Annotated in this window: 1 pseudogene; it reads left to right on the forward strand. The window is 72.1% G+C overall.

What is annotated here, in order from left to right:
- Positions 1 to 4,023: pseudogene (locus tag VL52_RS25610) on the forward strand (RHS repeat protein); the annotation flags it as partial.

Raw genomic sequence — 4,023 nt, forward strand, 5'->3', positions numbered from 1 at the left:
TTCCTGGCCGGCGGCCTGCCGCTGGGCCTGATCCGCACTTACAACAGCCAGGGCCAGGGCGGCGACGCCGGCAACTGGCGCCTGGGCTACAGCCGCCAGCTGAGCGGCCTGTCCGGCGCGCTGAACACGGCGGGCAGCAGCGTCCACCGCATCGCCGAGGACGGCAGCGACACCCTGTACGCCTACGACGCCGGGCGCGGGCTGTATGTCTCGCAGCGCAGCGATGGCGGCGCCGACGACACCTTGCGCGGCGACGCGCAAGGCTGGACCTGGACCGACGGCGCCAGCCAGGCGCAGGAGCGCTACGACGCCGGCGGCCGGCTGCAGCAGACCCGGGACCGCGACGGCCAGACGGTGGACGTCGGCTACGACGGCGCCGGCCGCATCGTCAGCCTGAAGCGCGCCGGCGGCGAAGCATTGTTTGTCGACTACGACGCCCAGGGCCAGCTCAGCCAGCTGCGCACGGTGTACCTGAAGGATGGCCAGAGCCAGACGCTGACCCGCACCCGCTACGGTTACGACGCCCAGGGCCGTTTGAGCAGCGTCGCCACTGATCTCACGCCCGACGACAACAGCGTGGCCGACGGCCAGGTCTACACCACCCGCTACCTCTACGACGGCGCCAGCCGCCGGGTGGCCAGCCTGCAGCAGAGCGACGGCAGCCGGCTCGACTTCACTTACGTCCAGGTCGGGGCCGACTACCGGATCCAGACCGTCAGCGACGTGCGCGACGGCCAGACGCTGACCACCCGCTTCGACTACGACGCCGGCGGCGGGCGCACCACCGTCACCGACGCCGCCAACCAGGCCACCCAGCTCGAATACGACAACGGCCAGCTGCGCCGCCTCGCCGGCGGCGGGGTGGAGCAGCGCTACAACTACGACAGCCACGCCCGGGTCAGCGACGTCACCGACGGCCGGGGCCAGAGCAGCCACTACGACTACGACGCCGCCGGCAACCGTGTCGGCGCGCGCGACGCGCAGCAACGGCAAACCAGCCGCCGCTACAACGCGCAGAACCAGCTGATCAGCGAAACCGTCGCCGGTGTCGGCACCAGCCGACTGATCTACGACGCCAGCGGCCTGCATCTGCGCTTCAGCGTCAGCGCCGAAGGGCGGGTGGTGGAACACCGCTACGACGCCCAGGGGCGGGAAGTGAGCCGGCTGGCCTACCAGGGCGGCATCGCCGGCGCCGACGACAACACCGCCGCAGCCGATCTGCAAGCCTGGGCCGCCAAACAGGACCCGGCGCGGACCGAACGGCTGGACACCGCCTACGACCTGCGCGGGCTGGCGGCGCAGACCACCCGCTACGCGACGCTGGACGCCCAGGGCAACGGCGTCGCCGACGGCCGCCAGGTGATCACCCGCTACGTCTACGACGCCGCCGGCAACCTGCTGCAACAGCTGGACGGCAGCGGCGCGGCGCGCGCCAGCTACCTTTACGACGGCCTCAACCGCGTGCTGCGCTCGGTGGACGGCAATAACGTCGCCACCGTCACCGTCTACAACGACGCCCAGCGCCAGACCCGGGTCAGCCTCAGCAACGGCCTCACCACCGTCAGCAGCTACGACGCGGCCGGCCAGTTGATCGGCGCGCTGCAGCAGGACGCCGGCGGCGCCTTGGGCACGGCCAGCACCCAGTACAACGCCCAAGGCCTGCCGGTGACGCTGACCGACGCCAACGGCGCCGTCACCTATCTGGTTTACGACGGCCTGGGCCGCAAGGTCGGCCAGGTCGACAACGAAGGCGGCCTCACCGAATGGCGCTACAACGGCAACGGCCAAGTCACCGCGACGATCCGCTACGCCAACCGGGCGAAGCTGGCGGCGCTGGCCGGCGACCCGGCCACGCTGCAACTGGCCGACCTGCGTCCGGCGGCCGACCCGGCGGGTGACCGCGTCGACTACCGGCTGTACGACAGCCTGGGCCGGCTGGTCCAGACCATCGACGCCGAAGGCGGGGTCACCCGCAATCAATACGACGCCGCCGACCGGCTGCGCGCCAGCACCCGCTACGCCAACCGGCTGTCCGCCGAGCGGCTGGCGGCGCTGGCGCAGGCCAGCGGCGAACCGAACCCCGACGACGCCGCCAACCAGCCCGCCGCCGACGCCGCCAACGACCGAACCAGCCGCGCCTTCTACGACGCCGACGGCCTGCTGGTCGGCCAGCTGGACGGCGAGGGCTACCTGACCGAAACCCGCTACGACGGCGCCGGCCACGCCGTCGACACCGTCTGCTACGCCGCGCGCGCCAACGCCGGCGACACCCTGGCGGCCATCCGCCCGGCCGCCGGCGCCGCCGACCAGCGCACGCGAATCCTGTACGACGGCGAAGGCCGCGTCGTCGGCCAAGTGGACGCCGAAGGCTACCTCAGCGAAACCGTCTACGACGGCCAGGGCCGCGTCGCCCAGACCCTCCGCTACGCCCAGCGCGCCAACCCCGGCGACAGCCTGGCGCAATTGCGCCCGGCGGCCGACCGCAACGACCGCAAGACGCTGCGGCAATACGACGGCGCCGGCCAACTGATCCGCGAAGAGACGCAGCCCGGCGGTCTGGTGACCACCTATCAGTACGACGCGCAAGGCCACCTCACCGCCACCACCCGCAGCGCCGGGGCCGACAGCCGCAGCCAGCTGAGCCGCTACGACAGCCAGGGGCGGGCGATCCAGACCCTGGGCGGCGAAGGCGCGCAGGCGCTGGCCGCCCTCGGCGATGCCGCCACGCCGGCGCAGATCGAAGCCGTCTGGTCGCGCTGGGGCACCCGCCACTACTACAACGCCGGCGGCCAGCGCACCGCCAGCCTGAGCCCCGACGGCCAGGGCGGGGCCGGCCGCCGCACCCTGTACTACTACGACGGCGCAGGACGGCTCAGCCACACCCTCAACAGCCTGGGCGAAGTCAGCGAGATCCGCTACAACGCCTTCGGCGAAGCCATCGACAGCCGCCGCTACGCCACCCGGCTGAGCGCCGACCAGCTGGCGAAGCTCAACGGCGGCGCCCGCAACGACCTGGGGACCCTGGTCTCCGGCGTGCAGACCGCCGCCGACAGCGTCGAAACCAGCCAGTACAACCGCCTGGGCCAACGCGTCGCCGCCGGCGACAGCCTGAGCGCCGAGCGCGAGCGCTGGGACTATAACGCCTTCGGCGACGCCATCGGCCACCGGCTGCGGCGGGACGCCAACCGCAGCGCGCTGCAACGCACAGCCTACGACCGCCGCGGCCAGGCCGTCGGCCAGACCGCCGACGCCGAAGGCCTGGCGCTGCAAACCCAGGCCCGCTACGACGCCTTCGGCCGGCTCACCGACAGCATCGACGCCAACGGCAACCCGCGCCATATCGACTATGACAAGCTCGGCCGCCAGCTCGCCGTCCGCGACCCGCAAGGCGGCAGCCAAACCACCGCCTACGACGCCTTCGGCCGCGCGCTGAGCCACACCGACGCGCTCGGCCACGTCACCGCCACCGTCTACGACGACGCGGCCGGCACGGTGACCGTCACCCAGCCGGGCGGCATCCAGACCGTCAGCCAGCAGAACGGCTACGGCGAAACCGTCAAGCTGATCGACCCGCGCGGCAATGCCACCACTTACCAGTACAACCGCGACGGCCAGCTGCTGTCCACCACCACCCCGGCCGGCACGACCAGCAGCGGCTACGACAGCGCCGGCCAACTGGCCATCAGCACTGACATCCGCGGCGTCAAGACCGTCTACCAATACGACGCCGCCGGACGCGCGCTCAGCCGCACCGTCGACCCCGACGGCCTCAAGCTGATCACCCAAACCACGTACGACGCCCAGGGCCGCGCGCTGCGGCAGACCGAGCCGGGCGGGCGGGTCACCGAAAGCCGCTACGACGCCAATGGCCGGCTGCAAGCCGTCATCGTCGACCCGGACGGGCTCAAGCTGACCACCGCCTACGACTACGACGCCCAGGGCCAGAAGGTGCGGGTGACCGAAGCGGCCAATACCGCCCAGGCCAAAGTCACCGAATACGAATACGACGGCGCCGGCCGGCGC

The organism is Chromobacterium vaccinii, from assembly GCF_000971335.1.
Lineage (GTDB): Bacteria > Pseudomonadota > Gammaproteobacteria > Burkholderiales > Chromobacteriaceae > Chromobacterium > Chromobacterium vaccinii.